Genomic DNA, 24941 nt, shown 5'->3' with positions numbered 1-24941 from the left:
CCTAGCGGCTACTCTCTCCTCCCCACTCGCGTGTGAGGAAAAGGACGCCCGGTCAACTCGCGGCGCTTGACCGTTCCATTGTTACAGCATAATGGAACGCGCCATGACCGCCGACGCCGCCAAGACCGCCCTGCTGGACGCCCTGCTTTCGCTGCAGACGCGGGCGGAGGCCGACGCCTTTCTGGCGGACCTGTGCACCCCCGCCGAACTGCGCGCCTTCGCCGAGCGGTGGCAGGTGGCGCGGCTGCTGGACGGCGGGGACAAGACCTATCGCGAGATCGCGGTCGAGGCGTCGGCCAGCCCGACAACCGTGGTGCGCGTCGCGCGTTCCCTGAAGGACATGCCGCACCAGGGCTATCGCCTGGTGCTGGACCGCCAAAAGACGCTTTCGAGCCAAGCCTGAGTAAAGATCATGAGCACCGTGCAGGGGCGGCTACGCATCGCCGTCCAGAAATCCGGCCGTCTGGCCGAACGCAGCCTCGACCTGGTCCGCGACGCGGGCCTGCGCGTCGTCAAGGGCAACAACGACCTGCTCTATCGGATTGAGAACTATCCGATCGACCTGCTGCGGGTGCGCGACGACGACATCCCGACCTTCGTGGCGGACGGCGTCTGCGACCTCGGCATCGTCGGCGAGAACGTGCTGGAGGAGGTCAGGAACGGCGGGCCGAACGCCGAGGTGGTCATGCCGCTGGGCTTTGGCCGCTGCACGCTGAAGATCGCCGTGCCGCCGAGCCTGAACTACGCCGGGCCGCAGTCGCTGAACGGTCTGCGCATCGCCACCTCCTATCCCAAGATCCTGCGCCGCTTCCTCAACGGCCGCGACGTGCGCGCCGACATCGTCACCATGCGCGGGGCGGTCGAGGTGGCCCCGAGGCTGAAGCTGGCCTCGGCCATCTGCGATCTGGTTTCGACCGGGGCGACGCTGGAGGCCAACGGCCTGATGGCCAAGGAGACCGTGCTGGACAGCCAGGCGGTGCTGATCAAGGCGCCGACCGCGCCCGAGGCGGGCTTGCAGCACCTTCTGGACTCCATCATCGAGCGGATGGCGGGCGTGGTGTCCTCGCAGGGGGCCAAGTACGTCATGCTGAACGCGCCGCGCTCGGCCCTGGCCGAAATCACCGCCATCCTGCCGGGGGCCGGGTCGCCTACCGTCATGCCCCTGTCAGGCCGCGACGACGCCGTGGCCGTCCACGCCGTCTGTCAGGAAGCCGTCTTCTGGGAGACGCTGGAAAAACTGAAGGCGGCGGGGGCTTCGGCCATCCTGGTCCTGCCGATCGAGAAGATGATGTGATGAAGCGTATCGACTGGAACAAGCTCAGCCCGGCTGAGCGCCAGGCGGCCCTGGCCCGCCCGCAACAACGCACCGAGGGTTTCGTCACCAGCGTGGTGCGCGAGATCTTCGACGACGTGCAGGCGCGCGGCGGACAGGCCGTGACCGACTGGGCGATCAAGCTGGACGGCGCCGCCCCGCGCCGGGTGGCGATCACCGAGAGGGCCGCCGCCGAGGCCCGCGCCGACCTGCCGCCCGCCGCCGCGCGGGCCCTGCGGGTCGCCGCCGACAATGTGCGGGTCTTCCACGAGGCGACCCGGCCCGAGGACACCGCCTTCATCGAGACCACGCCCGGCGTGAAGTCCAGGCTGGTCTGGCGGTCCATCGGCTCGGCCGGCCTCTATGTCCCCGGCGGGACAGCGCCCCTGTTTTCGTCCCTGCTGATGCTGGCTGTTCCGGCGGGCGTGGCCGGGGTCGGGCGGCGCGTCGCCGTCACCCCGCCGTCGAAGGACGGCTCGGTCCACCCGGCCATGATCGTCGCCGCCGCCGAGGCGGGCCTTGATGAACTTTGGCTGCTGGGCGGGGCCCAGGCGATCGCGGCCCTGACCTTCGGCGTCGAGCTGGAGACGGGCGTCATCGCCCCCGTCGACAAGCTGTTCGGTCCCGGCAACGCCTATGTGGCCGAGGCCAAGCGTTACGCCGCCAGCCTGCCCGGCGGTCCGGCGCAGGACATGCCGGCGGGGCCGTCGGAGCTGCTGGTCATCGCCGACCGCGACGCCGACTTCGAGATCGTCGCCGCCGACCTACTGAGCCAGGCCGAGCACGACGCCGACGCGCAGGTTCTGCTGGTGTCCGACAGCGGCACGGCCCTGACCGAGATCATGGCCGAGGTCGAGCGTCAGGTGGAGACCCTGCCCCGCGCGGCGATCGCCCGCGCCTCGCTGGAGCAGGCCCGCGCCATCCGCGTGGCCGACATGAACGAGGCCTGCGCCGTGGCCAACCTCTATGGGCCGGAACACCTGTCGATCCAGGCCGAGGAGGCCGAACGCCTGGTCGAGAAGATCACCGCCGCCGGCGCGGTCTTCGTGGGGCGATGGGCGGCCGAGACGCTGGGCGACTACGCCGCCGGGCCCAGCCACGTCCTGCCCACCGACGGCGGGGCGCGGACGCTGGGCGGCATCACCACCGCCAGCTTCATGACCACCATGTCGGTGCAGACGGTGACGCAGATGGGGGCCGCCGCCCTCGCCCCCGTCGCCGCCCGTCTGGCGCGGATGGAGGGGCTGGAGGCCCACGCTCGCGCCGCCGATCTGAGGACGGAAGCGTGACCCTGCCCGCCCCCTATCCGCCGCTGGTGTCAGGCGGCGAAGGTCTGGACCGCTATCCGGCCGACCCGACCGCGCTCGGCGCCCGGCTGGCCGAGCTCTACGGCGTGAGCGCCGATCAGGTGCTGCCGGTGCGCGGCCTGACGCACGGGCTGGAGCTGGTCTGGCGTCTGGCCGCGCGCGAGGGACAGGCGGTGCAGGCGCCGGACGCCGAACCCTATGTCGGGCTGACCGCGCTCTACGCCCGTCCGGCGGAGGGAGCCGAAACCGCCGCCGTGGTCATCCGCGCCCTCGGTTCGCCCGAGGCCGTGGCCGAGATGGCGGAGCGCGTGGCCCCTGCATTGCTGGTGGTGGACGAAGGGCTGGTCGAGTTCGCCGATGCAGAGTCGGCGGCGACCGTCGTGCATGACCACGCCAACCTGATCGTGCTGCGCAGCCTGTCGCTGGCCTATGGGTTGGCGGGGGCCCGGGTCGGCGCCGCCGTGGCGCAAGCTCGGACGCTGGCGCGGCTGGCCAGCGTGCTGGAGCCCTACGCCCTGCCCGAGGTCTCGGTGCGGCTGGCGTTGCAGGCGCTGGACCCGTCGCGGATGATCGAGACGGCCGAGCGCATCGGCGGCGTGCGCCGTGAGCGCGCCCGCGTGGCCGAGGCCCTGTCGCGGCTGATGCCGCTGGAGGCCGGCGTCGGGCCGGTGATCATCGCCCGGCCCTCCGATCCCGCCGCCGTCATCGCCGACCTGCGCCGCTTTGGCCTGAGCGCCGACGCGGGCGGGGATCGCGTGCGTCTTCCGGTCTCGCTGAAGCCCGAGGTCAACGACCGGCTGCTGGTCGCCCTCGGCGCCGCCGCGCCCAAGGTGCGCCGCACCCGCGTCGGCCAGACCGTGCGCGACACGAAAGAGACCCGCATCGTCTGCGCCGTCGATCTGGACAGCGCCGGGCCTGTGTCCATCCACACCGGCGTCGGCTTCTTCGACCACATGATCGAACAGGTGGCGGCGCACGGCGGGTTCTCGATCCGCCTGTCGTGCGAGGGCGACCTGCACACCGATCCGCACCACACCATTGAAGACAGCGCCATCGCCCTGGGTCAGGCGCTGAAACAGGCGCTGGGCGAGCGCAAGGGCATCCAGCGCTACGGCTTCGTCCTGCCGATGGACGAGGCCAATGCGGCGGTCTCCATCGACCTGTCGGGCCGGCCCTATCCGGTGTTCGAAGGGACGTTCGCGACCCCTTTCATCGGCGACTACCGCACCGACCTGACGGCCCACGTCATCCGCTCGCTGGCCGAGAACCTGGGCGCGGCCATCCACGTCCGCATCACCGGGGACGACGACCACCACAAGACCGAGGCCGTGTTCAAGGCCCTGGGTCGGGCGCTGCGTCAGGCCATCCGCGTCGAGGGCGATGCGGTGCCGTCGACCAAGGGGGTGCTGTGATGGGAACCGCATTTGCAATCCTCCCCTGCGAAGCGGTGGAGGGGGCGAACCCCACCCTCCGCGACCAGTTCTCGCCCCCTCCACCATGCTGCGCATGGTCCCCCTTCCCCGTCGCCATGCGACAGGGGAGGATCGGAACAGGCTCATGAGCAACGTCACCCTGATCGGTTACGGCTCGGGCAATGTCGCCTCGGTGCGGTTCGCGCTGGAGCGGCTGGGGGCGCGCGTGCGGATCACCGCCGATCCCGCCGACCTGGATGAGGCCGAGCGGGTCATCCTGCCCGGCGTCGGCGCGGCGGGCTACGCCATGCAGCGCCTGAACGCGCTCGGTCTGGTCGAGCCGCTGCGAAAGTTCCAGCGGCCCTTGCTGGGCGTGTGCCTAGGTCAGCAATTGCTGTTCGAGACCAGTGATGAAGATGGGGGCGCCGATCTGCTGGGCCTGATCCCCGGCCGGGTCGAGGCCATCGCGCCCGCGCCCTCGCGGCCCTCGCCGCATATGGGCTGGAGCCGGCTGAACATCCGTCGCCCCGATCCGCTGCTGGAGGGGATCAAGGACGGGGACTGGGCCTATTTCGTCCACGGCTTCGTCTGCCCCGACGGCCCGGCGACCATCGCCGCCGCCGACTACGGCGTCCCCGTGCCCGCCGTGGTCAACAGCGCCAACCGCTGGGGCTGTCAGTTCCACCCGGAACGGTCGGCGGCGGCGGGAGCGCGTATTCTGAAGAACTTCCTGGAGCTGCCTGCGTGATCATCTATCCCGCCATTGACCTGATCGACGGCCATGCGGTTCGCCTGCTGCACGGCGATTTCAATCACGTGACCCGCTATGACGCCCATCCCGCCAACCGGCTGGCGGCCTTTACCGCCGAGGGCGCCGAGTGGATTCACGTCATCGACCTGGACGGAGCCAAGGCGGGCGAAGCGCGCCAGTATGCGCTGATCGGCGACATGGCCCGGGCCGTGGACATCAAGGTCCAGTCTGGCGGCGGCGTCCGTTCGGAAAAGGATATCGAACACCTGCTGGGGGCCGGGATCAGCCGCGTCGTCATCGGCTCCCTGGCCGTCACCGACACGGATCAGGTGCTGAAATGGCTGGAGCAGTTCGGCCCCGAGGCCATCGCCCTGGCCCTGGACGTGAGAAACGAGAACGGCCTGCCCGTGCCCGCCCTGAAGGGCTGGACCCAGTCGTCGGGCGTGGATCTGTGGAGCGTGCTGGATCGCTATCCGGTCGGGATGCTGCGCCATATCCTGATCACGGATGTCGAGCGCGACGGCGCCCTGACCGGTCTGAACCGGGAGCTGCTGTCCGAGGCCATCGAACGTCGCCCCGAGCTGGAGATTCAAGCCTCGGGCGGGATCGCCAGTCTGGACGACCTGACCACCGCCAAGGCGATCGGCTGCGCCGGGGCCATTACCGGCCGCGCCCTCTATGCCGGTCGCTTCACCGTGGCCGAAGCCATCGAGGCCGTGAACATGGCCCCGGTTTCGGCCAATGACCGCTAGGCGCATCATCCCCTGCCTCGACGTCAAGGACGGGCGGGTGGTCAAGGGCGTGCGGTTTGAAGGCCACGTCGACATGGGCGACGCCGCCGAACTGGCCGCGCGCTATCGCGACGCGGGCGCCGACGAACTGGTCTTCTACGACATCACCGCCAGCCCCGAGGGGCGGACGCTGGACTATGGCTGGGTGCAGGACATCGCCCGGCTGCTGGACATCCCCTTCTGCGTCGCGGGCGGCATCCGCACGGTGGAGCAGGCGGCGCGCTGCCTCGACCACGGAGCCGACAAGGTGTCGATCAACTCGCCGGCCCTGGAGCGTCCCGAGCTGATCGGCGAGATGGCCGCGCGGCTGGGGCGGCAATGCGTCGTCGTCGGCGTCGACAGCGCCTTTCAGGACGGGGAGTGGCGGGTGCACAAATACACCGGCGATCCTGACGCCCGACGCGGCGCGGGTCGGCTGACCATGGACTGGATCGTCGAGGCGCAGAACCTCGGCGCCGGCGAGATCGTGCTGAACTGCATCGACCAGGACGGGGTGCGGCGCGGCTATGACATCACCCAACTGGCCGAGGCGCGGCGTCGGCTGACCATTCCGCTGGTCGCCTCGGGCGGGGCCGGGGCGGTCGAACATTTCCGCGACGTTTTCGCCTCTCTCGATGACGGCGGGGCCGACGTGTCGGGGGCCCTGGCCGCCAGCGTTTTCCACTCGGGCGCCATCGCGATTCCCGATCTCAAGCGTTACCTCGATCAGGTCGGGGTGGAGGTGAGGATATGACCCGCCTCCTCCCGCTCATCCCCGCGGAGGCGGGGACCCAGGACTTTGGCGACAAACGCCGCGGGCTGGGTTTCGCAAACAAGGCCGCCGTCTGTCAGATGGCTCAAACCTGGGTCCCCGCCTCCGCGGGGATGAGCGGATCAAACGCATGACCCTCGACATCTCCTCCATCGACTTCGCCAAGGGCGACGGCCTGATCCCCGCCGTGGTGCAGGACGCCGACACGCTTCAGGTGCTGACCCTGGCCTATATGGACGAGGCGGCGCTGCGCGAGACCCTGGACAGCGGACAGGCCACCTTCTTCTCACGCTCGCGCGGCGGGCGGTGGAGGAAGGGCGAGACCTCGGGCGACTTCCTCAATGTGGTGTCGGTGACGCCCGACTGCGACGGCGACGCCGTGGTGGTGAAGGTGAAGCCCGTCGGCAACGCCTGCCACCTGAACCGCGTCAGCTGCTTCGGCGACGAGGACGCGCCGGGTCTGGGCCGCATCGGACGTCTGGAACGCACCATCCATGTGCGGGCCCAAGCCGACCCCAACGACAGCTGGACCGCGCGCCTGATCGCCCAGGGCCCGAAACGCGCGGCGCAGAAGGTCGGCGAAGAAGGCGTGGAGACGGCCCTGGCCGGGGCCGCGGGCGATGAGGCGGAACTCGCCAGCGAGGCGGCGGATTTGATCTATCACCTGCTGGTCCTGCTGCATGCGCGTAACATGGTGTTTCAGGACGTGCTGGACGTCTTGGCGCATCGCGCGCAACCGGCCAAGGACGATAGCTAGGCCGTAAGGCGAAACCCCGCACGCGGGGGCACGGAGGAAGCGCAATGGCGGCTCTCATTCTGTTCGGCGGAGGCGGCGACCTCGCCATGCGGATGCTGCTGCCGTCGCTCTACTTCCTCGACCATGACGGCCTGCTGCCCGACGACCTGAAGATCATCGGCGCGGCGCGCTCGAGCGAGAGCGCCGAGGACTATGTCGCCAAGGTCCGTGAGGCGGTGAAGCCCCGGGCCGAGGCCGACGACGGCTGGGACGAGGCCAGCTGGGCGCGGATGAAATCCCGCCTCGACTATCTGGCCGTGGACGCCACCGATCCGGCGAGTCTGGCGCCGCTGAAGGCCCGGTGCGGCGACGACGACGTCACCTCCTTCCTGGCGGTGTCGCCCTCGCTCTACGGCCGCATCGTCACGGCGATGAAGGCGGCGGGTCTGGCCGAGAAGAACTGCCGCATCGTGCTGGAGAAGCCGGTCGGGCGCGACCTGGAAAGCTTCCGCGAGATCGACGACGCCGTGGCCCACGCCTTCGACGAGCGGCAGGTGTTCCGCATCGACCACTATCTGGGCAAGGAGACGGTCCAGAACCTGATCGCCCTGCGGTTCGGCAACACCATCTTCGAGCCCTTGTGGAACAATCTGACGGTCGACCACGTCCAGATCACGGTCGGCGAGACGGTCGGGGTCGGCGACCGCTGGCCCTATTACGACGAATACGGCGCCCTGCGGGACATGCTGCAGAACCACATGCTGCAGCTGCTGTGTCTGGTGGCGATGGAGCCGCCCAGCGACCTCGACCCGGACTCGGTGCGCAACGAGAAGGTCAAGGTGCTGCGCAGCCTTCGCCCCGTCACGCCGGAGGAGGTCGAACGCGTCACCGTGCGCGGCCAGTATGTGGCGGGCCAGGTCGAGGGCCAATCGGTCCAGAGCTATGACGAGGAACGCGGCCAGCCGTCCGACACCGAGACCTTCGTCGCCGTCCGCGCCGACATCGACAACTGGCGCTGGGCGGGCGTGCCCTTCTTCATGCGCACCGGCAAGCGGCTGCGGGAGAAGCGCACCGAGATCGTCATCCAGTTCAAGCCGGTGCCGCACTCCATCTTCGGCCACGGCGAGGTCAGCGCCAACCGCCTGATCATCGAGCTGCAGCCTGAGGAAGACATCTCGCTGACGGTGATGAACAAGAAGCCGGGGCTGGATCAGCGCATGCAGCTGCAGCCGATCAAGATGAGCCTGTCCTGGGGGCAGGACGGCAAGGACGCCGCCCCGCCGCGCCGCCGCATCGCCTATGAGCGGCTGCTGCTGGACGCGCTGAAGGGCGACTCCACCCTTTTCGTGCGTCGCGACGAGGCCGAGCAGGCGTGGAAATGGGTGGACGAGGTGTCCGACGCCTGGGACGGCGCCCGCTTCAGGCCGCTGGACTACGCCGCCGGCACCTGGGGGCCGGAGACGGCGGACCTGCTGCTGTCGCGGACGGGTCGGAGGTGGAACACCCGCGATGAATGACAACTTTCCGCTCATCCCCGCGGAGGCGGGGACCCAGTCCTCTGGCGACAAACGCTGCGTGCCGGGTTTCGCAGACAAGGCCGCCGTCCGTCAGATGGCTCAAACCTGGGTCCCCGCCTCCGCGGGGATGAGCGGGAGGGTTTGATGACCACGATTGAGGTTTTCCCCACCGCCGCCGCCTGGGCCGAGGCCGCCGCCGCGCGTTTGGGCGAGACCCTGGGCGCAGCGGTGCTCGACAAGGGCCGCGCGGTCTTCGCCGGCGCGGGCGGTTCGACCCCCTCGCCCATCTACGCCGATCTGGCGCGCATCGATCTGGACTGGTCGCGGGTCGTCGTCACCCTGGTGGACGAGCGTTATGTGCCCGAGACCTCGCCGGACTCGAACGCGGCGCTGATGAAGCGGACCCTGCTGACCGGGCCCGCCTCGGTCGCACGCTTCCTGCCGCTGTATGCGCCCTCGGTGACTGTTGATCGCGCCGCCGCCGAGGCGTCGAAGGCGCTCGCGGCCCAAGGCGGACGCCTCGACGCCGTCCTGCTGGGCATGGGCGAGGACGGACATGTCTGTTCGATCTTCCCCCAAAGCCCGGCGCTGAAGACCCTGCTGACACCGGATCTGAAGCCTGCCGTCTATGGCGTGCCCGCCGGGCGCGACGGTCTGGCGCCGCCGCAGGAACGACTGTCGATCAACCTGCCCTATCTGGCCGCGGCCGGACGGGTGGTGCTGGCCCTGACCGGGGCGAAGAAGCGCGCCGTGTTCGAGCGCGAGGCCCAGGGCGATCCCATGACCCATCCCATCGCCGCCCTGATCGCGGCCAAAACTCCCCTTGAAGTGCTTTGGACGGAGGCGGTCTGATGGCTCTCAATCCGATCGTGGCGGACGTCACCGCCCGCATCGTCGAACGCAGCCGCGCGACCCGCACCGACTATCTGCGCCGCATGGACGCCGCCCGCGACAGCGGCGCCGGACGGGCCAAGCTGTCCTGCGCCAACTGGGCCCACGCCTTCGCCGGCCAGACCGTGGCCGACAAGCTGACCGCCATGACCGGCGCCCAGCCCAACCTCGGGATCGTCACCGCCTACAACGACATGCTGTCGGCGCATCAACCGTTCGAGCGTTTCCCCGCCGTGATCCGTCAGGCGGTGCGCGAAGTGGGCGCCACGGCCCAGGTGGCCGGCGGGACCCCGGCCATGTGCGACGGCGTCACCCAAGGACGCCCCGGCATGGAGTTGAGCCTGTTCAGCCGCGACGTCATCGCCATGTCCACCGGCGTGGCCCTGACCCACGACGCCTTCGACGCCGCCATGATGCTGGGCGTCTGCGACAAGATCGTGCCGGGCCTGTTCATGGGGGCCCTGGCCTTCGGCCACCTGCCGGTCGTCTTCGCCCCGGCCGGGCCCATGCCCTCGGGCATTCCCAACGCCGAGAAGGCGCGGGTCCGGGCCCTCTACGCGCAGGGGCTGGTGGACCGCGCCACCCTGCTGCAGAGCGAGATCGGCTCCTATCATTCGCCCGGCACCTGCACCTTCTACGGCACGGCCAACTCCAACCAGATGATGATGGAGATCGCCGGGCTGCACCTGCCCTCGACCGCCTTCGTCCATCCCGACACCGGCCTGCGCGACGCCCTGACGGCGGCGGCGGCCAAGCGGGCGGTGGAACTGGCGCGCAGCGGCCAGGGCCGGATGGCCGACGTCGTGTCGGAAAAGACCATCGTCAACATGATCACAGCCCTGCTGGCCACCGGCGGTTCGACCAACCACGCCATCCACCTGGTGGCCATGGCGCGGGCGGCGGGGGTGCTGATCGACTGGACCGACATGGACCAGCTGTCGTCGGCGACGCCGTTGCTGGCCCGGGTCTATCCCAACGGCTCGGCCGACGTGAACGCCTTCCAGGCTGCGGGCGGCGTGGCCTTCGTCACGCGCGAGCTGGTCCGGGCGGGCGTCCTGCACAACGACGTCACGACCATCATGGGTCAGGGCATGGAGGCCTATTTCCAGGAGCCCTGCCTGATCGACGGCGAACTGGTCTGGCGCGACACGGTCGCGGAAAGCCTGGACCTCGACGTCCTGCGCCCCGCGTCCGACCCGTTCCAGAAGGACGGCGGCCTGCGGCTGGTGCAGGGCGATCTGGGCCGGGCGGTGATCAAGGTCTCGGCGGTCAAGCCCGAGAACCGCATCGTCGAAGCCCCCGCCGCCGTGTTCGAAACCCAGGAAGAGGCGCTTCAGGCCTTCAAGGACGGCAAGCTGAACCGCGACGTGGTGGTGGTGCTGCGCTTCCAGGGGCCGCGGGCCAACGGCATGCCGGAACTGCACAGCCTGTCGCCCGCGCTCGGCGTGCTGCAGGACAAGGGCTTCAAGGTCGCCTTCGTCACCGACGGCCGGATGTCGGGCGCCAGCGGCAAGACCCCCGCCGCCATCCACGTCTCGCCCGAAGCCCTGGCCGGCGGGCCGCTAGCCCACGTCAAGGACGGCGACGTCATCCGCCTGGATCCCGAGGCCGGGGTGCTGACCACCGTGGGCGGGATCGACCTGAGCGCCCGCCCGGCGGTCCGCCGCTCGCAGGCCCACGCCGAGGGCGCGGCCTGGGGCTATGGCCGCGAGTTGTTCGCCGCCTTCCGCCACGTCGTCACGACGGCCGAGGAAGGCGCCAGCGTCTGCTTCGCCTTCCCCATCGGCGCGGGCGGCCACGCCGACACGCCGCCGGACCCCAACCTGGTCGACCGCACCGTGGACGCTTGAGCCGCCGCCCGAACGAGGAACCCCCGATGAACGACAAGATCCTTCTGGTCGGCGACGTCGGCGGCACCAACGCCCGCTTCGCCCTGGCGCAAAGGGTGGACGGCCGGATCGTTCTGGACCACCACGAGAGCTTCCCCGCTCACGAACACCCGACCTTCCTCGACGGGGTGAAGGCCTTCCTCGACGGCTGCTCGGTCAAGCCGACCGGCGGGGTTCTGGCCGTGGCCGGGCCGGTGACGGACGGGACCATCGACCTGACCAACTCGTCCTGGCGGGTGTCCGAGGCCGAGCTGCAGACCCTGGGCCTGAAGCCGGTCAGGCTGATCAACGACTTCGAGGCCCTGGCCTGGGGCGCGCCCATCGTGCCGGAGGACCAGCTGGCGGTGCTGGGCGGGCCGATCGAGGGGCGGAACGACGCCGCCATCGCGGTGCTCGGCCCCGGCACGGGCTTCGGCGTCTCGGCCCTGGCGCGCGACAGCCACGGCCGCGAGATCGCCCTGCCGTCCGAGGGGGGGCACGCCTGTTTCGCCCCCGGCGACGCGGTCGAGGACGAGATCCTGCGCATCCTGCGCCGCCGCTATGACCGAGTGTCGATCGAACGGCTGATCTGCGGACCGGGCCTGCTGAACATGCACCGGGCCCTGGCCGAGATCGACGGGCGCGAGACCCATGTAAACGACCCGGCCGAGATCACCCGCGAGGCGCTGGAGGACATGAACAGCCCCTGCGGCGCGACCCTGGCCCGGTTCTGCGCCATCCTGGGGGCCGTGGCGGGGGACGTGGCCCTGACCCTGGGCGCGCGCGGCGGGGTCTATATCGCCGGCGGCATCGCCCCGCGCATCCTGCCCTTCCTCAAGGCCAGCCCCTTCCGCGAGCGGTTCGAGCGCAAGGGCCGGTTCCAGGAATACATGCAGGCCATCCCGACCAAGGTCATCCTGCACAAGCAGGCCGCGCTTCTGGGCGCCGCGCGCGTGGCCTTCAACGAGGCGGGGTGACTGTCTCTTATCCTCCCCCATGCAATGGGTGGTGGAGGGGGCGGACCCAGCCTACGGGCTCCGCGGTCCCCTCCCCCGCTACGCAGGGGAGGGTCAATCAGTCGATGCAGAGCGTCGGCTCGGCCTTGCCGTCCTTGATGGTGGTGCGGCAGCCGAAGCGGTTGCTGTCGGCCTGACAGACGCCGGTCGCGGCCGTGCCGGGGGCGACGCCGCTATTGCCCGCGATCTCGCAGTCGCCCTCGCATTGCGAGCCGTCGGTGCAGCGTTTGCCCGCGTCGGCGTATCTGACCACGCACTGCCAGGACTGCATCCGCCCGACCTGCCGCATCTCGCCGCCGCGCGCCGTGCAGGACGAGGTCGTGACCGTCATCCTGGGCGGCTCGGGCGCATCCACCGCCGGAACGACGGGTTCCGGCGCGGGCGTCGGCGAACAGGCCGTCAGCGCCAGGCCGGCGGCGAACAGCAGGGCTTTCAGCTTCATCCGACCCTCCCTTTTTCGAACCCGGTCCAGCAGTCGTCGTAGTCGAGCTGCATCAGGGGCGTCTTCTCGGCCCAGGCCGTGGTGCGGATGGGCATGCGCGTCTCGAACATGAAGGCCAGGGTGTTCTCGATCTTCATCGGCTTGAGGTCGGCCCGGGTCGCGCCGTTCCAGCTGGCCTGGTCGGGGCCGTGGCCGCTCATGCGGTTGTGCAAGCTGGCGCCGCCGGGCGCGAAGCCGCCCGCCTTGGCGTCGTATTCGCCGAAGATCAGCCCCATGAACTCGCTCATGACGTTCCTGTGGAACCAGGGCGGACGGAAGGTGTCCTCGGCCACCATCCAGCGCGGCGGGAAGATGACGAAGTCGCAGTTGGCCGTGCCGGGCGTGTCGCTGGGCGAGGTCAGGACGGTGAAGATCGACGGGTCGGGGTGGTCGAAGCTGACCGTGCCGATGGTGTTGAAGCGCGCCGTGTCATAGCGATAGGGGGCGTAGTTGCCATGCCAGCCGACCACGTCCAGCGGGCTGTGATCGAAGGTCACAGCCCACAGGAGGCCGCCGTATTTCTGCACGCACTGGGTCGGGCGATCCACGTCCTCGAACCAGGCGACGGGGGTCTCGAAGTCGCGCGGATTGGCCAGGCCGTTGGAGCCGATGGGGCCGAGATCAGGCAGGCGGAAGGGCGCGCCGTAGTTCTCGCAGACATAGCCCCGCACGGGTCCGTCGACTTCGACGCGGAAGCGGACGCCGCGCGGGATGACCACGACATGGCCGGGAGCCGCTTCGATCACGCCCATCTCGGTGACGAAGCGGTGCGCCCCCTGCTGCGGCACGATCAGCAGCTCGCCGTCGGCCGAATAGAAGACCCGATCCGTCATCGAGCGGTTGGCGACATAGAGGTGGATGCCCACGCCCGCGCCGGAATCAGCGTCGCCGTTGCCGCCATAGGTGGTCAGGCCCTCGACCCAGTCGGTCGGCTGATCCGGCATGGTCAGCGGGTCCCAACGCATCCGGTTAGGATTGGGCGGGGTCTCGGTGAAGGGGCCGGAACGCACCCGGCCCTGCTCGAACGGCGCATAGGGACCGTGCTGGGCCGAGGGCCGCAGACGATAGAGCCAGCTGCGCAGATTGTGATCGCGCGGCGCGGTGAAGGCCGCGCCCGACAGCTGTTCGGCATAGAGGCCCAGCGCCGGGCGCTGCGGCGAGTTGCGGCCGACCGGCAGGGCGCCTTCGACGACCTCGGTGGCGAAATGATTGGCGAAGCCGGTCTGATAGGCGGGCGCGTTGGATCGCGTCATGTGGTTTCTCCCTTGCGGGAGGTTTAGCCGGGCGAAACCGATGCGTCACCCCGGCCCGGCTCAGCCTTGTCCTGGATCAAATGCGTCATCCTTCTCCCTCAAGGGGAGAAGGGATTTAGAAGCCCTGCGCCCGCGCCAGGCGTTCGGCGTGGAAACCCGCGTCGCCGAGCAGTTCGTTGAGGACGCGCACCCGCTTCATGAACAGGCCGACGTCGAACTCGTCGGTCATGCCGACGCCGCCGTGCATCTGCACCGCCTCCTGCACCGCCAGTTCGGCGACGCGGCCCGCCTTGGCCTTGGCGACGCCAGCGGCCTGCTCGGCGTCAGGGCGGCCCGCGTCGATGGCTTGCAGGGCGGCCAGGCTTGCGGCCTTGGCCAGCTCCAGCTCGGTGAACAGATGGGCGGCGCGGTGCTGCAGAGCCTGGAACTCGCCGATCAGCTTGCCGAACTGCTGGCGGGTTTTGAGGTAATCGAGCGTGATCCTGAAGGCCTGATCGCCGGCCCCGACCAGGGAGGCGGCGGCGCAGGCCCGGCCCAGCACAAGCGCGGCGTCCAGCGGCCCCTGCCCCTCGCCCACGGCGCCGATGACGGCGTCGGCGTCCACGACCACGTCGGTCAGGGTGACGCGCGCGGCGTTGTGGGCGTCGACCATGAGGGTGCGCTCCACCGCGACGCCCGGCGTCTTCGGGTCGATCAGGAAGAGGGTCAGGCCGTCGTCTGTTTGCGCCGCGACGATCAGGGCGTCGGCGACGTGGCCGTCCAGCAGGAAGCCCTTGGCGCCGTTCAACCTGAAGCCGTTGCCGGACCGTTCGGCGCGCGTGGCGATCTTCGCGGGCGCATGCTTGGGGCCTTCATCGACGGCGAGGCTGAGGATAGCCTCGCCCGCTGCGATACGGGGCAGCCATGATTTCTGCGCCGCCGAACCCGCCGCCTTCAGCACGGTCGCGGCCAGCACCGACGAGCCCATGAAGGGCGAGGGCGTCAGGGTGCGGCCCAGGCTCTCGGCGATGACGCCCGCCTCGACGGCGCCGAGGCCCGAGCCGCCGTCCGCTTCATCAATGACGACGCCGGCGAAACCCATCTCGCCGAAGGCCCGCCACAGGTCGCGCGAGACGCCGTCAGGGTCGCGGCTGTCGCGCAGCTGGCGCAGGTGGGCGATGGGGGCGTGTTCGCTCAGGAAGCCGTCGGCGGCGTCCTGAAGCATGGTCTGTTCTTCGGTCAGGATCAGGGGCATGGGCTCAGGCTCCCGGCAGTTGCAGCAGGTGTTTGGCGATGATGTTCAGTTGGATCTCGCTGGTGCCGCCCTCGATGGAGTTGGCCTTGGTGCGCAGCCAGTCGCGGGCGGCCTGCCCTTCCTTCGAGCGTTCGCCCTCCCATTCCAGAGCGTCCGCGCCGCCCGCGGCCATGGCCAGCTCGTGGCGGCGCTTGTTCAGTTCGGAGCCGTAGTATTTCAGCATGGAGGCGATCGCCGGATGGGCCTGCCTGGCCTTCACCTGATCCCCCACCCGCTCCATCGCCAGGCGGAAGGCGGCGGCGTCGATGTCGTAGTCGGCGATGCGGGCGCGCAAGAGCGGCTCGTCCAGCCGCCCGGCCGCGTCCACGCCGAGCGCATCCGTCGCGACCTGGCCGAGCGGGCGGCCGACGCCGCTGTCGCCCATGGCGCCGATCATGGTCCGCTCGTGCGCCAGCAGGGCCTTGGCCACGTCCCAGCCGCGGTTCAGCGTACCGATCAGGTTCTCCTTCTCCACGCGCACGTCGTCGAAGAAGGTCTCGCAGAAGGGCGACTTGCCGCTGATCAGCGTGATGGGGCGGGTGCTGACGCCCGGCGTGTTCATATCGAACAGGACGAAGCTGATGCCCAGATGCTTGGGCGCCTCGGGGTCGGTGCGGACCAGACAGAAGATCCAGTCGGCCTTGTCGGCATAGGAGGTCCAGACCTTCTGGCCGTTGACGATCCAGTGGTCGCCGCGATCCTCGGCGCGCGTCTGGATCGAGGCCAGGTCGGAGCCGGAGCCGGGCTCGGAATAGCCTTGGCACCAGCGGATCTCGCCGCGCACGATGGGGGGCAGGAAACGCTGCTTCTGCTCCTCGGTGCCGAAGGCCAGCAGCGCCGGGCCCAGCATCCAGATGCCGAAACTGGCCAGCGGCATCTGCGCCTTGATGCGGCGCATTTCCGAGGCCAGAATCTTGGCCTCTTCGCGATTCAGGCCCCCGCCGCCGTACTCGCTGGGCCATTCCGGCGCGGTCCAGCCGCGCGCCGCCATGCGCTCCAGCCATAGCTTGTGCGCCGGAGTCTTGAAGACGGGGTTGCGACCGCCCCAGACATAGTCCTCGTCGCCGTCGCGCGGACCGCGCACCTCGGGCGGGCAATTGGCCTCCAGCCAGGCGCGCGTCTCGGCGCGGAACGTCTCCAGATCGGTCATCTGCGTGCCCTTGCTGCGTTTCCCTGAGGCGAGGCTAACAGCAATCCGTTGCGATTGGCTACGGTCTCTGGACTGCGGAAACACCTTGGCTGTTCGGACGTTGGCCAAAGGAACGCGAGAAAGGCCGCGCATGATCCTGTTGACCCGCATCGTCTTCGGCGGCGCCAGCCTGTTGCTGCTGCTCCTGGCGCTCGGCCTGGTGTTTCTGGGGATGGGCGAGGCCCTGCGCGCCGTGGCCAGCCCCGACCATTCGGGCGTGGACGCCCTGCTGGACGTGCTGGGCTATGTCATCGTCGCCATCGCCGTCTTCGACGTGGCCAAGTACCTGTTCGAGGAAGAAGTCCAGCGCGAGAAGGAGAAGCGCAGCGCCGCCGAGGCCCGACGCAGCCTGACCAAGTTCCTGTCCACCATCGTCATCGCCGTTTTCCTGGAAGCCCTGGTGGTGGTGTTCAAGACGGCGCGCGAGGACGTTGCCCTGCTGATCTATCCCACCGCCCTGCTGGTCGCGGCCGTGGTCGTTCTGGTGGGCCTCGGCGTCTATCAGCGTTTCTCGGCCGCCGTGGAGCAGAAGGTCGGGGCCGAGGACGAAGCCGCCGACCGCGAAGACGCCGCCAGGGGTCGCCGCCCGACGCGGCGCAAGCCGGCGGGCGAGCCCCCGGCCTGATCCTCGGTCGCCCTACTTCTTCGAGGGCAGGAAGGGCGAGAAGGTGATGACGGTGAAGGTGTCGCGGATGTGCGGGCGCGTCTGCACCTGCTTGGTCACGAAGGTGCCGATGTCGGCGTCCTTGGGCAGCTGGAACTTGGCCAGCAGGTCGTGCTGACCCGAGGTCGAGTAAACTTCCGACACGTTTTCAACATTGTCGACCAGATCGGCGGCGACGTCGTTGGCGTAGCCCAACTCGCATTTGATGAAGACGAAAATGGCGGTCATCATGGTCGGAACCTCCCGTTCAAGCGGAGGTGCATAGCGGATGGAAACGGCATGGGTAAGGCTCCGGCGACACTGACGGCCCCTCCAGTCGATTACGAGGCGGCCTACAACAATCGAGAACGCGTGCCGGGCCACCCGGCGATTCTGAAACGATGGCGAGAGGATTCGGCCCGCGTCATCGACGCCCTGAGGCCGGAAACCGTCGAATACGGCCCCGGCGAGCGCCAGAGAATGGAATGGTTCGACGCCGGCGCGGGATCGCCGACCGCCGTCTTCATCCACGGGGGTTACTGGCAGGCGCTGGACCGGGCCTGGTTCGCCTGGGTGGCGCCCGCTCTGCTGGATCACGGGATCAGCGTCGTCATCCCCGGCTATGACCTGGCCCCGGCGGTCAAGGTCGGCGCCATCATCAGCCAGATGCGCCGGGCCATCGAACTGGTGCGCGACCGCACCGGCAAGCGGCCCCTGGTCTTCGGCCACTCGGTCGGCGGGCACATGGCGGCCTGCATGCTGTCCGAAGGCCGGGCGCGGGCGGCCCTGGCCATTTCCGGCGTGTTCGACATCGAGCCGCTGATCCACACCTCGCTGAACTCGGCGCTAGGGCTGGACGCCATGACCGCGCGGGCCCTGTCGCCGATCCACTGGCCCGCGCCCAACGGCGGGGCGCCGGGCGGACGGACGCTGGACTGCTGGGTCGGCGGGGCCGAAAGCAACGAGTTCATCCGCCAGAGCCGCCACATGGCCGCCGAGTGGGGCGGCAAGGGCGCCGACACCCATGTCGAGGTGCTGGACGGACTGGATCACTTCACCATGCTGGACCCGCTGGCCGACAAGGACAGCCGCATGGTCAAGCGGCTGGTCACGCTGGCCACCGCCGAATAGGCGCCGCTTACCGGGATTGACCGGCCTTCCCTTGACGGGGAGGCCGAGACCCGCCGATCTGCGGGTCTGAAAGCCCCAAGGAGACCATCATGCGACACGACCGCCTCAGCGTCCTGACCGCCCTTCAGACGCAGGGCGTGGTGCCGGTCTTTTATCACGCCGATCCGGAGGTCTGCGCCGAGGTGATCCGCGCCTGCGCCCGCGGCGGGGCCAGGGCCGTCGAGTTCACCAACCGCGGCGACTTCGCCTGGGAGACCTTCACCGCCCTGTCCAAGCAGTTCGCCCGGACCGATCCCGACATCATCATGGGCGTCGGCTCGATCCTGGATGCGCCGACGGCGGCTCTCTACCTGGCCTCGGGCGCGCGCTTCGTCATCAGCCCCTGCCTGGTTCCCGAAGTGGCCCAGGTCTGCAACCGGCGTCAGGTGGCCTATTCGCCGGGCTGCGGCTCGGTGCGCGACATCTCGGAGGCGCAAGGCCTCGGCTGCGAGATCGTCAAGCTCTTCCCCGGCGCCGCGGTCGGCGGGCCGGACTTCGTCAAGGCGGTGCTGGGTCCGATGCCCTGGACCAAGATCATGCCGACCGGCGGCGTCGACCCCGACGAGGCCTCCATCGCCAAATGGTTCGGCTCCGGCATCGTGGCGGCGGGCATGGGCTCCAAGCTGATCACCGAGGCCGCCATCCAGGCGAAGGACTGGGCCGGCATCGAAGCCAGGGTGCGCCAGACGGTCGAGGCCATCGCGGCGTTCCGGGCTGGAAAGTAACGCCTCTCCCTCCCCTTCTGCCGCCGCACGGCGAGCGATAGCGCACAAAAAAGGCCCCGCTGGTCGAACCAGCGGGGCCTTCTCTATTCAGACGCTGAAGCGGATCAGGCGGCTTCGGCGGCGGCCTTGGCCAGCTTGGCCTGGTGGGCGGCCATGCCGGCGGCGATCAGTTCGGCGGCTTCGCCGGCGTCGCCCCAGCCGTTGACCGTGACCGACTTGCCCTTCTCCAAATCCTTGTAGCGGGTGAAGAAGTGCTCGATCTGCTCGATCAGGATGGCGGGCAGCTGACGATAGCTGGAGACCTCGGTGTAGTAGGGGTTCAGCTTGTCGACCGGCACGGCCAGGATCTTCTCGTCGCCGCCGGCTTCGTCGACCATCTTCAGCACGCCGATGGGGCGCGAGCGGATGACGCAGCCCGGCACCACCGGGGTCGGGTTCAGCACAATGACGTCGCAAGGGTCGCCGTCGTCCGACAGGGTGTGCGGCACGAAGCCGTAGTTGCCCGGATAATACATGGCGGTGTGCAGGAAGCGGTCGACGAACAGGGCGCCCGATTCCTTGTCCATCTCGTATTTCACCGGCAGGCCGCCTTGCGGGATCTCGATGATGACGTTGATGTCCCACGGCGCATTCGGGCCGACCGGAATGGCTTCGATGTTCATGTTACGCTCTTGTTGCAGGTGCGAACGGGGAGTTGGGGCGCGTGATAAGCTTTGCGTCGCCGAACAGCAAGCTTCAGGGCGGGCTTTCTGCGGCGTTCGCCCTTGCTCCTTAGGCCGAACTGAAGGCATCAACAGGGCATGACCCTGATCGACTGGATCGCCCTCGTCCTCTTCTTCACGGCCTGGCTGGGCTATGGGCCTCTGCTCAAGCTGATCGCCCGGCGCAGCGGTTCGCTGAACGACGACATGCTGATCGTCCGCGACAGCTGGATGACGGCCATGACCCATCGCGAGATGCGGCTGATCGACAGCCAGCTGATGGGCCATTCGATCAACTCGGCCTCCTTCTTCGCCTCGACCAACCTGCTGCTGATCGCCGCCGTGGCCGGCATCCTGTTCGGCGGCGAGAACGCGCTGAAGGGCTTCGCCGCCGTCGGGGCCGAGGCGGTGCCGACGAAGATTCTGGAGGCCAAGCTGGCCCTGGTCCTGGTCTGCCTGGCGCGCGGCTTCCTCGACTTCATCTGGTCCCTGCGTCAGATGAACTACGCCCTGGCCCTGATCGGCGCCGCGCCCGAGATCCACTCCGAGACGGACAAGGTCGCCTATGGCCACGCGGTGGCGCGGGTGCTGAACCCGGCCTTGGGCGGCTTCAGTCAGGGGGTGCGGGGCTACTACTTCGCCCTGGCGGCGGCGGCCTGGCTGTTCGGACCGATATGGCTGGCCCTGGGGGTGATCTCGGCCTTCGGGCTTCTGGTCTGGCGTCAGGCCGGATCGCCGGCGGCGCGGGCCGTGCGGGCGGCCAGAAGACTGCTGGAACACCGCTAGGCCCGACTTTGGACATATTGCAGACGCGAACGATTCGTCTTGCCTCGCCTTCCGTTACGGCATGGCGGAGAATAGGTTTTTCGTAACAGCCTGTGATCGCACACAGAAATTCCGAGCTTGAAATTTTGTGCGCTGCAACCTAACTTGGCTTTCGACGCCTCCGGGCGTCTTGCCCTTCCTGGGCGTTTCCTCCCTATAGACTTTCATGCCGCGCCCCCGGGCGCGGCTTTTTTTTGATCCGTCGGCAGGTCTAGGCGACGAAGTCTTGGCCCAGGGCCGCGATGACCCGGTTCAGCCCCGAGCGGCAGCGCCCCCAGCCGACCGCAGGGCCGCCCGCCGCCTCGTTCCAATAGAGCCGCCGGTTCAACTCGATCTGGACGGCCTCGAAGCCCTCCTCGGGCCGCCCCCAGACCTGGGTGGCGTAGCCGCCCGCATAGGGTCGGTTCAGCGCCACCCGCCAGCCCAGGGCCTCGAACAGGACCCGCAGCCGCCGCGTGAGGTCCGCGGCGCAGCTGGTCCCGTGCCGGTCGCCCAGGACCACGTCCGGGCCGTTCGGCCCCGTGGCCCGCGACGGCATGGAATGCCAGTCGATCAGCACCGCCCGGCCATGACGCGCGCGCGCCGCCTGCATCAGTTCGCCCAGAGCGGCGTGATAGGGGGCGTGGACCCGCGCGATCCGCCCCCTCGCCTCCTCCAGCGTCAATCGACGATCGTAGAGCGGCGTCCCGTCGCCCGCCAGGCGCGGCACCACGCCGTAGCCAGCCAGGGTCTTCAGCCCCGGCGGCGGCGCTTTGGGCGCCCCGTCGATCAGGGCCGGGTCCAGTTCCTCCGGCGCCCGATTCAGATCGACATAGGCTCGACCGATCCGCCCGGCGAGCAAAACCGCCCCGGCCCCCGCCGCCCCGTCCAGGAGCCGATCCACGGCCGCGTCCTCGGCGCTGCGCAGCGAGGCCTCGGACAGCCCCTCGGCCGCCCCCATGTCGTCCGGATAGAGGCCGCCCGAATGGGGCGAGGCGAAGACCAGCGGCGTCGTCCGCCCGCTGGTCGCGGGCGTCAGGCTGAAGGTCGCGTCGGTCGCCGCAGGGGTCATGGCTTGGCCATAGCCTGATTTATCCCCGGCCGCGCCCTCTACGCGCTCGCCCCAAGGGTGATTTTCACTGCGAGTTTACAGATGCGGGACTAGGCTCATGGCCGGTATTCAAGGACTTGACCCCGCATGGCGCGTATTCTGCTGGCCGAAGACGACGGCTCGCTTCGAGGCTTCCTGACCCGCGCGCTGGAACGCGCGGGCCACGCCGTGGTGGATTGCGAAAACGGCGACGACGCCATCGACGCCCTGGAACAGGGTCCCTACGACCTTTTGCTGACCGACATCGTCATGCCGGGCGCCGACGGCATCGAGGTGGCGCGCGTCGCCGCCGTGCGCCAGCCGGGCATTCGCATCATGTTCATCACAGGCTTCGCCGCCGTGGCCTTGTCGGCCGCCCAGGCCACGCCCCAGGCCAAGGTCCTGTCCAAACCCGTCCACCTGCGCGACCTGGTGAACGAGGTCGAACGCATGATCGCCGCCTAACGAAAAAATACGAAAAAAGAAGACACAAGCCTCTTGCGGCCCCCGCGAACTGCGGGTTATAGACGCCGCCTTCCCGCCCACCGACACACCAGTCGGACGGGCCGCAGAACAGGCGGACGCGTAGCTCAGCGGGAGAGCACTACGTTGACATCGTAGGGGTCACAGGTTCAATCCCTGTCGCGTCCACCATTCTTTTCAATCCGTTGCAGTCGAAGCATCGCCCGACAGGGCCTTGCCCGCCCGCGCTTCACTTGAAACGGCGATTTGCGCTTCGGCCGTGCCGGCCCCGCTCGTCCTTTGGCGTCGACGCGGCAGAGAAGCCCAGACCTGCTCCTGATCGAACGGGCGTCCTGGCCGCCCCTCTCTGGCTTTCCGCGATCGCCTGATTGTTCGCGCCGCCCACTGCATGGCTGGATCGCCAGCGCCGGCCACAGGGTCAGCCGCCATCGCCCCGCCGGGGAGCGATCGGTCTCACACGGAGCGCAGGGTCAAGCGGAACGTCTGCAGCGCGCCAAGAGCGGAGCTGCGACTGCGCCGCGAAACGACGACGCCGCGGGGGGCGAGGCGTCCCCACGGCGTCCGGATGGCTAGAACGCGATCAACGCCCTCGCGGTCCGACGTCAGAACCGGAAGGTCAGGAAGGTCCCGAGGTAGGACTGGTCCTCGGCCGCGCCGGTCTCCTTCAGGAAGTCGCCGGCCCTGGTGTAGTGGGCCACGCCCATCAGCGAGACATGGGGCGTCAGGGCGTAGCGGGCGAAGACGCCGGTGCGCCAGCCGACGTAGGAGGACTGACCCTCATTGGCGCCGCGCAGCACCATGCCGGACAGGGCGTAGAGGCCGTCCTCCTTGCTCTGACGCCACAGGCCGGCGGTGTTGGCGCCGAGCGTCAGCTTGGGCGTCGGGCGCGCCGTCACCTCGGGCTGCAGCAGGATCAGGTTGGCGAAGCCCAGGTCGGTGCGCAGGGCCGCCGGTTGCGGGAACAGGGGGTTGAAGCTGTTCAGCTCGCCGTCGTTGGGGTCCTTGTCGCCCGAACCGACGTCCAGACGCACGGCCAGACGGGGCGACCACTTCACACCCGAGAAGGTGCGACCGCCGACGGCGGAGAAGAACCAGGCGTCGATGTCGAGATCGCGGAATGACCCCCACTGCTTCACCGCCTCGACCTCATAGTCCCAGGGCGCAACCTTGCCCGACAGGCGCACCGACAGGGTGTCGCGGTCGTCGCGGCCCGCCACCTGACCGTCGAACGGCGTCACCAGGCGGTCGGTATTGGCGTAGAGCAGCTCCAGCTTGGGCGCCGTCGCCCCCTGCCCCAGCGTCTTCGCGGCAGTCGCGCCAAAGAGGCGATAGTCGAAGTTGGCGGCGTCGTCCCACGAGGCCTTGCCTTCACGCAGGGCATAGCCGGCGAAGGCGCCGCCGCTCCAGCCGGCCGGGCTGTCATACAGGACCCGGACCATGTCCAGCGCCACGCGGGCGTTGGCCCCCTCTCGCATGTCGAACAGGCGGAAACCGCCTTGCCCGAACTCCTGCCGTCCAGCGCGGACGCGCAATGTGCCAGCGCCCAGGCCGGTCCTGGCCTCGATGAAGGCCTGATGCAGATCCGTGCGGTTTTCCTCGATCACCGGCTCGCCGCTGGCGAGACCCGAGGTGCGGGCGTCCTGCACGTCGACGAAGGCGCGCAGCGACGATCCCAGGTTAAGTTCACCCCAGAGGCGGGCGCGGGTCTGGAAGTCGCCGCCGGTATCCTGGGGACCGCGGCCGAAGCGTTCGTTGTCGCGGTGTTCGGCGCGGAAGCGCAGCTCGCCGCCGAAGCTGGCCCAGACCGGCCCGCCCTCGCCGCCGACCGGCACATATTTGAACTTCGACCAGGTCGAGGCGCGCTTGGCCGGATCGGCCAGATAAGCATAGCTCTCGTCGTGGTTGATCAGCTTGAACGGCGGGGGCGCGCTCGACGCAGCGGCCGGGACCATAGCGGGCGCGGTCTGGATCGGCGCCTCGGCGTCTGCGGGCATGGGGGCGTGCGAAAGCAATGCGGCGGCGGCCGCAGCAGCGATAGTCATGGATGTCCTCCGGGAAAGGGCGCGGTTGGCTCCGCGCTCGGTTCGATTGGGGTGATTTAGTCGGCGTCGGGCTGTCGGCCCGGGACGGCGTTCTGGAAGGCCGGCAGTTCGAGGCAGGCGGCCTCAATCGCCAGCAGACGCGGCCAGCGCACCTCGACGCCGAAGCGGCGGGCGTTGCCCAGCTGCGGCACGATGCACAGGTCGGCCAGGGTCGGGGCGTCGCCGAAGGCGAAGGGGCCGGGCTGATCGGCCAGCAGCTTGTCGACCGCGTCGAGGCCCTCCTCGATGACCGTCGAGGCCCAGGCCTGCACCTGATCTTCCGTCAAGCCGAGGTCGCGCAGACGTTGCAGCACCTTCAAGTTCTGCACCGGGTGGATATCGCAGGCGACGGCCTGAGCCACGGCCCGAACCTTGGCGCGCCGCACCGGATCGGCGGGCAGCAACGACGGTTCCGGCGAGATTTCGTCGAGGTATTCGATGATGGCCAGCGATTGGGTCAGGACCGCGCCGTCGTCGGTGGCGAAGGCAGGCAGCAGGCCTTGCGGGTTGAGCGCCAGATAGTCCGGCGCCCGCTGCTCGCCCTTACGCAGGTGGTGGATGACCTGCACGGCCTCCAGTCCCTTGAGGCCCAGGGCGATACGCACCCGCCAGGAGGCCGTGGAGCGGAAATAGCCGTGCAGGATCATGGGGTCAGACTCCGGCGCGACGGCGCACGCCGCCGAGGGTGAAGACCGC

General features: G+C 69.2%; 26 protein-coding genes and 1 tRNA gene. 18 read left to right on the top strand and 9 right to left on the bottom strand.

Annotated elements, in window-relative coordinates; translation table 11 throughout:
- The first annotated feature begins 91 nt into the window (after positions 1-91).
- The 12 genes from VGE49_RS03355 to glk all read left to right on the top strand — a co-directional run bounded on the left by VGE49_RS03355 (position 92) and on the right by glk (position 12313).
- Positions 92-403, top strand: coding sequence for a YerC/YecD family TrpR-related protein (locus VGE49_RS03355; RefSeq protein WP_414643592.1), 312 nt, complete (start codon positions 92-94; stop codon positions 401-403).
- 9 nt (positions 404-412) lie between these two features.
- Positions 413-1294, top strand: coding sequence for an ATP phosphoribosyltransferase (gene hisG / locus VGE49_RS03350; RefSeq protein ID WP_331033164.1), 882 nt, complete (start codon positions 413-415; stop codon positions 1292-1294).
- On the top strand, positions 1294-2601 hold the full coding sequence (gene hisD / locus VGE49_RS03345; RefSeq protein WP_331033163.1) for a histidinol dehydrogenase: 1308 nt from the start codon (positions 1294-1296) through the stop codon (positions 2599-2601). Before hisG ends, hisD begins: the two co-directional genes overlap by 1 nt.
- Positions 2598-4031, top strand: coding sequence for an imidazoleglycerol-phosphate dehydratase HisB (hisB, locus tag VGE49_RS03340; protein WP_331033162.1), 1434 nt, complete (start codon positions 2598-2600; stop codon positions 4029-4031). The genes hisD and hisB overlap by 4 nt, the downstream gene beginning before the upstream one ends.
- A 145-nt stretch (positions 4032-4176) precedes the next feature.
- Positions 4177-4779, top strand: coding sequence for an imidazole glycerol phosphate synthase subunit HisH (gene hisH / locus VGE49_RS03335; RefSeq protein ID WP_331033161.1), 603 nt, complete (start codon positions 4177-4179; stop codon positions 4777-4779).
- Complete coding sequence (hisA, locus tag VGE49_RS03330) at positions 4776-5534, top strand: 1-(5-phosphoribosyl)-5-[(5-phosphoribosylamino)methylideneamino]imidazole-4-carboxamide isomerase (protein ID WP_331033160.1); 759 nt, start codon at positions 4776-4778, stop codon at positions 5532-5534. The genes hisH and hisA overlap by 4 nt, the downstream gene beginning before the upstream one ends.
- Positions 5524-6306 (top strand): imidazole glycerol phosphate synthase subunit HisF, encoded by a 783-nt coding sequence (gene hisF / locus VGE49_RS03325; protein WP_331033159.1) that lies wholly within the window; start codon positions 5524-5526, stop codon positions 6304-6306. The genes hisA and hisF overlap by 11 nt, the downstream gene beginning before the upstream one ends.
- A gap of 148 nt (positions 6307-6454) precedes the next feature.
- On the top strand, positions 6455-7081 hold the full coding sequence (gene hisIE, locus VGE49_RS03320) for a bifunctional phosphoribosyl-AMP cyclohydrolase/phosphoribosyl-ATP diphosphatase HisIE (RefSeq protein ID WP_331033158.1): 627 nt from the start codon (positions 6455-6457) through the stop codon (positions 7079-7081).
- 44 nt (positions 7082-7125) lie between these two features.
- The gene (gene zwf / locus VGE49_RS03315) at positions 7126-8577 is read left to right on the top strand and encodes a glucose-6-phosphate dehydrogenase (RefSeq protein WP_331033157.1); all 1452 of its coding nucleotides are present in this window, start codon (positions 7126-7128) and stop codon (positions 8575-8577) included.
- Positions 8578-8721: 144 nt separating this feature from the next.
- A complete protein-coding gene (gene pgl / locus VGE49_RS03310) occupies positions 8722-9429 on the top strand; it encodes a 6-phosphogluconolactonase (RefSeq protein WP_331033156.1) in 708 nt (235 codons plus the stop codon).
- Positions 9429-11318: a phosphogluconate dehydratase gene (edd, locus tag VGE49_RS03305; RefSeq protein ID WP_331033155.1), complete on the top strand. Its 1890-nt coding sequence runs from the start codon at positions 9429-9431 to the stop codon at positions 11316-11318. Before pgl ends, edd begins: the two co-directional genes overlap by 1 nt.
- Positions 11319-11344: 26 nt before the next feature.
- A complete protein-coding gene (gene glk, locus VGE49_RS03300; protein ID WP_331033154.1) occupies positions 11345-12313 on the top strand; it encodes a glucokinase in 969 nt (322 codons plus the stop codon).
- 97 nt (positions 12314-12410) lie between these two features.
- On the opposite strand, the gene VGE49_RS03295 is transcribed toward glk, so the two are convergent.
- The 4 genes from VGE49_RS03295 to VGE49_RS03280 all read right to left on the bottom strand — a co-directional run bounded on the left by VGE49_RS03295 (position 12411) and on the right by VGE49_RS03280 (position 16509).
- Entirely contained in the window at positions 12411-12794 is a 384-nt protein-coding gene (locus tag VGE49_RS03295) for a hypothetical protein (protein ID WP_331033153.1), read from the bottom strand.
- Positions 12791-14086 carry a homogentisate 1,2-dioxygenase gene (gene hmgA / locus VGE49_RS03290; protein ID WP_331033152.1) on the bottom strand — a complete coding sequence of 432 codons (1296 nt, stop codon included), beginning with the start codon at positions 14084-14086 and terminating at the stop codon, positions 12791-12793. The genes VGE49_RS03295 and hmgA overlap by 4 nt, the downstream gene beginning before the upstream one ends.
- Positions 14087-14201: 115 nt before the next feature.
- Complete coding sequence (locus VGE49_RS03285; protein WP_331033151.1) at positions 14202-15320, bottom strand: acyl-CoA dehydrogenase family protein; 1119 nt, start codon at positions 15318-15320, stop codon at positions 14202-14204.
- 4 nt (positions 15321-15324) lie between these two features.
- Positions 15325-16509: an acyl-CoA dehydrogenase family protein gene (locus VGE49_RS03280; protein ID WP_331033150.1), complete on the bottom strand. Its 1185-nt coding sequence runs from the start codon at positions 16507-16509 to the stop codon at positions 15325-15327.
- A 130-nt stretch (positions 16510-16639) separates the two neighbouring features.
- Between VGE49_RS03280 and VGE49_RS03275 the strand changes: the two genes are divergently transcribed.
- Positions 16640-17173, top strand: coding sequence for a GNAT family acetyltransferase (locus VGE49_RS03275; protein WP_331033149.1), 534 nt, complete (start codon positions 16640-16642; stop codon positions 17171-17173).
- Between the two features lie 12 nt (positions 17174-17185).
- On the opposite strand, the gene VGE49_RS03270 is transcribed toward VGE49_RS03275, so the two are convergent.
- Entirely contained in the window at positions 17186-17443 is a 258-nt protein-coding gene (locus tag VGE49_RS03270) for an Lrp/AsnC ligand binding domain-containing protein (RefSeq protein WP_040347054.1), read from the bottom strand.
- A gap of 48 nt (positions 17444-17491) precedes the next feature.
- Here VGE49_RS03270 and VGE49_RS03265 point away from each other — a divergent pair, with 48 nt between their 5' ends.
- Together VGE49_RS03265 and VGE49_RS03260 are read left to right on the top strand one after the other, a co-directional pair.
- On the top strand, positions 17492-18322 hold the full coding sequence (locus VGE49_RS03265) for an alpha/beta hydrolase (RefSeq protein WP_331033148.1): 831 nt from the start codon (positions 17492-17494) through the stop codon (positions 18320-18322).
- A gap of 89 nt (positions 18323-18411) precedes the next feature.
- Positions 18412-19086, top strand: coding sequence for a bifunctional 4-hydroxy-2-oxoglutarate aldolase/2-dehydro-3-deoxy-phosphogluconate aldolase (locus VGE49_RS03260; RefSeq protein ID WP_331033147.1), 675 nt, complete (start codon positions 18412-18414; stop codon positions 19084-19086).
- Between the two features lie 104 nt (positions 19087-19190).
- On the opposite strand, the gene ppa is transcribed toward VGE49_RS03260, so the two are convergent.
- Positions 19191-19748 (bottom strand): inorganic diphosphatase, encoded by a 558-nt coding sequence (ppa, locus tag VGE49_RS03255; RefSeq protein ID WP_105562476.1) that lies wholly within the window; start codon positions 19746-19748, stop codon positions 19191-19193.
- A 138-nt stretch (positions 19749-19886) separates the two neighbouring features.
- Between ppa and VGE49_RS03250 the strand changes: the two genes are divergently transcribed.
- The gene (locus VGE49_RS03250; RefSeq protein WP_331033146.1) at positions 19887-20573 is read left to right on the top strand and encodes a DUF599 domain-containing protein; all 687 of its coding nucleotides are present in this window, start codon (positions 19887-19889) and stop codon (positions 20571-20573) included.
- 250 nt (positions 20574-20823) lie between these two features.
- Here the strand turns inward: VGE49_RS03250 and VGE49_RS03245 are convergent, their stop codons facing one another.
- A complete protein-coding gene (locus VGE49_RS03245; RefSeq protein ID WP_331033145.1) occupies positions 20824-21663 on the bottom strand; it encodes an N-formylglutamate amidohydrolase in 840 nt (279 codons plus the stop codon).
- 126 nt (positions 21664-21789) lie between these two features.
- Here VGE49_RS03245 and cpdR point away from each other — a divergent pair, with 126 nt between their 5' ends.
- Complete coding sequence (gene cpdR, locus VGE49_RS03240; protein WP_105562479.1) at positions 21790-22146, top strand: cell cycle two-component system response regulator CpdR; 357 nt, start codon at positions 21790-21792, stop codon at positions 22144-22146.
- Positions 22147-22260: 114 nt separating this feature from the next.
- Positions 22261-22335 (top strand) — tRNA-Val (locus VGE49_RS03235).
- Positions 22336-22766: 431 nt separating this feature from the next.
- Here VGE49_RS03235 and VGE49_RS03230 read toward each other — a convergent pair.
- Positions 22767-24206 (bottom strand): alginate export family protein, encoded by a 1440-nt coding sequence (locus tag VGE49_RS03230; RefSeq protein WP_331033144.1) that lies wholly within the window; start codon positions 24204-24206, stop codon positions 22767-22769.
- 56 nt (positions 24207-24262) lie between these two features.
- Positions 24263-24941, bottom strand: a 679-nt coding sequence (gene maiA / locus VGE49_RS03225) for a maleylacetoacetate isomerase (protein WP_331033143.1), incomplete at its 5' end; no start/stop codon positions are given.

It is taken from the genome of Brevundimonas sp. (genome assembly GCF_036405315.1).
In the GTDB taxonomy this organism is placed as follows: Bacteria; Pseudomonadota; Alphaproteobacteria; order Caulobacterales; family Caulobacteraceae; genus Brevundimonas.
This window is presented reverse-complemented; position numbering and strand designations above follow the sequence as displayed.

Bases quoted from the DNA above. Each gene is read 5' to 3' on its own strand.
- VGE49_RS03355 (WP_414643592.1), top strand. From the start codon at position 92: ATGGAACGCGCCATGACCGCCGACGCCGCCAAGACCGCCCTGCTGGAC.
- hisG (WP_331033164.1), top strand. From the start codon at position 413: ATGAGCACCGTGCAGGGGCGGCTACGCATCGCCGTCCAGAAATCCGGC.
- hisD (WP_331033163.1), top strand. From the start codon at position 1,294: ATGAAGCGTATCGACTGGAACAAGCTCAGCCCGGCTGAGCGCCAGGCG.
- hisH (WP_331033161.1), top strand. From the start codon at position 4,177: ATGAGCAACGTCACCCTGATCGGTTACGGCTCGGGCAATGTCGCCTCG.
- hisF (WP_331033159.1), top strand. From the start codon at position 5,524: ATGACCGCTAGGCGCATCATCCCCTGCCTCGACGTCAAGGACGGGCGG.
- hisIE (WP_331033158.1), top strand. From the start codon at position 6,455: ATGACCCTCGACATCTCCTCCATCGACTTCGCCAAGGGCGACGGCCTG.
- zwf (WP_331033157.1), top strand. From the start codon at position 7,126: ATGGCGGCTCTCATTCTGTTCGGCGGAGGCGGCGACCTCGCCATGCGG.
- pgl (WP_331033156.1), top strand. From the start codon at position 8,722: ATGACCACGATTGAGGTTTTCCCCACCGCCGCCGCCTGGGCCGAGGCC.
- edd (WP_331033155.1), top strand. From the start codon at position 9,429: ATGGCTCTCAATCCGATCGTGGCGGACGTCACCGCCCGCATCGTCGAA.
- glk (WP_331033154.1), top strand. From the start codon at position 11,345: ATGAACGACAAGATCCTTCTGGTCGGCGACGTCGGCGGCACCAACGCC.
- VGE49_RS03295 (WP_331033153.1), bottom strand. From the start codon at position 12,794: ATGAAGCTGAAAGCCCTGCTGTTCGCCGCCGGCCTGGCGCTGACGGCC.
- hmgA (WP_331033152.1), bottom strand. From the start codon at position 14,086: ATGACGCGATCCAACGCGCCCGCCTATCAGACCGGCTTCGCCAATCAT.
- VGE49_RS03285 (WP_331033151.1), bottom strand. From the start codon at position 15,320: ATGCCCCTGATCCTGACCGAAGAACAGACCATGCTTCAGGACGCCGCC.
- VGE49_RS03280 (WP_331033150.1), bottom strand. From the start codon at position 16,509: ATGACCGATCTGGAGACGTTCCGCGCCGAGACGCGCGCCTGGCTGGAG.
- VGE49_RS03275 (WP_331033149.1), top strand. From the start codon at position 16,640: ATGATCCTGTTGACCCGCATCGTCTTCGGCGGCGCCAGCCTGTTGCTG.
- VGE49_RS03270 (WP_040347054.1), bottom strand. From the start codon at position 17,443: ATGATGACCGCCATTTTCGTCTTCATCAAATGCGAGTTGGGCTACGCC.
- VGE49_RS03265 (WP_331033148.1), top strand. From the start codon at position 17,492: ATGGGTAAGGCTCCGGCGACACTGACGGCCCCTCCAGTCGATTACGAG.
- VGE49_RS03260 (WP_331033147.1), top strand. From the start codon at position 18,412: ATGCGACACGACCGCCTCAGCGTCCTGACCGCCCTTCAGACGCAGGGC.
- ppa (WP_105562476.1), bottom strand. From the start codon at position 19,748: ATGAACATCGAAGCCATTCCGGTCGGCCCGAATGCGCCGTGGGACATC.
- VGE49_RS03250 (WP_331033146.1), top strand. From the start codon at position 19,887: ATGACCCTGATCGACTGGATCGCCCTCGTCCTCTTCTTCACGGCCTGG.
- VGE49_RS03245 (WP_331033145.1), bottom strand. From the start codon at position 21,663: ATGACCCCTGCGGCGACCGACGCGACCTTCAGCCTGACGCCCGCGACC.
- cpdR (WP_105562479.1), top strand. From the start codon at position 21,790: ATGGCGCGTATTCTGCTGGCCGAAGACGACGGCTCGCTTCGAGGCTTC.
- VGE49_RS03230 (WP_331033144.1), bottom strand. From the start codon at position 24,206: ATGACTATCGCTGCTGCGGCCGCCGCCGCATTGCTTTCGCACGCCCCC.